Genomic DNA, 1,584 nt, shown 5'->3' on the forward strand with positions numbered 1-1,584 from the left:
TAGGTAACAGGTGAGTCCGTCTATGGTAAAATTGTAATTGCCTAAGTTACAAAATTTATCCATGGAGGTCACCTGTTATGGCGATTATACCACAATTGAAACTATTTGAGTGGAACGAAATTCAAACGCTCGGAGATTTGGAACGCCTGCGTCTGGTGCTGGAATACATGCCGGACGAAGAATGGATGGTTGCACTTGAACGCAAACGCGGAAAAGGGCGAGACGACTATCCGGTACGCGCGATGTGGAATTCCGTCTTGGCGGGGATCGTATTTCAGCATGACAGCGTGGAGAAACTGCGTCGGGAATTGAGTCGCAATGGTCAACTGCGGGAGATGTGCGGGTTTGGGGATAAAGTTCCGCCATCGTGGGTCTACACACGATTCATGAAATCTCTGATGGAACAAGAACCGTTGATCGAAGAGATATTTGACCGACTCGTGCAGCAGATCGGTGAGGTGCTGCACGATTTCGGCAAGCATCTGGCGATGGACAGCAAGGCGATTTCTTCATTTGCCAAACGCAAGAACAGGAACGAAGAGAGAGATGGGCGCCGAGACATGGATGCGGACTATGGGAGAAAAGAATACCGCGGAGTGGATGAAAACGGCAAACCATGGGAGAAAATCGTCAAATGGTTCGGCTACAAGCTGCATCTAGTCGTCGATGCAACCTATGAGTTGCCGGTAGCGTTCAAGGTGACCAAGGCATCTGCTTCGGATATGACCGAAGGGCATGCCTTGCTGGATCAGATGCAAGAAAGGCAACCGGAAATCGTGAAGACGGCAGAAACCTTGGCAGCAGACCGCGGCTATGATGATACGAAGTTATTGGTCAAATTATGGGATGATCACCACATCAAGCCCGTGATTGATATCCGCAATATGTGGAGGGATCCTGATAAAACACGCCTGCTGGAAGGCAGAGAGAATGTGGTTTACGACTACAAAGGCACGGTGTCCTGTGTTTGTCCGGAAACGGGAAAGCAGCGGGAAATGTGCAATGGCGGCTTCGAGAAAGACCGCAACACACTCAAGAAGTTATGTCCGGTCAAGCAAATGGGCATTACGTGTGAAGGTCAGGCCCAGTGCCCGGTGGCACAAGGGATTCGGATCCCGCTCTCGGAAGACCGGAGGATTTTTACACCGATTGATCGTGCCAGCTACAAGTGGGAGAAAGAATACGACAAGCGGACGGCAGTGGAGCGCGTGAACAGCCGATTGGATGTATCCTTCGGCTTCGAGATGCACACCATTCGCGGCATAGCCAAAATGAAAATGCGGTGCGGACTCGCGCTTTGCGTCATGCTGGCGATGGCTTTGGGGCGCATCAAGGAGAAGCAGGGGGAGAAGATGCGAAGCCTGGTGGCGTAAGAAGATATCCACATCTGGATAACTCGCCAAAACGCCAATCCACAAAGCCGATTCTGTGGATAACGGGATTCGTATGCCCATTTTTTGGGGAGATCGCGTTCAGTGGGAAAATACCGGCTTAAAAATCTGAAAATGATGCAGTTTTTCCCTTAGACATTGAGGAGATATTGTGGCGGCAGCCCACGGAAAAAAGCACATCGCAAAAAGCTCT

General features: G+C 50.5%; 1 protein-coding gene. It reads left to right on the plus strand.

Going from position 1 to position 1,584, the window contains the following annotated elements; translation table 11 throughout:
* The first annotated feature begins 77 nt into the window (after positions 1 to 77).
* The gene (locus L1765_RS15840) at positions 78 to 1,373 is read left to right on the plus strand and encodes a transposase (protein WP_236408439.1); all 1,296 of its coding nucleotides are present in this window, start codon (positions 78 to 80) and stop codon (positions 1,371 to 1,373) included.
* The last annotated feature ends 211 nt before the right edge of the window (positions 1,374 to 1,584 follow it).

This window comes from Microaerobacter geothermalis (assembly GCF_021608135.1).
GTDB classification, from domain to species: domain Bacteria; phylum Bacillota; class Bacilli; order DSM-22679; family DSM-22679; genus Microaerobacter; species Microaerobacter geothermalis.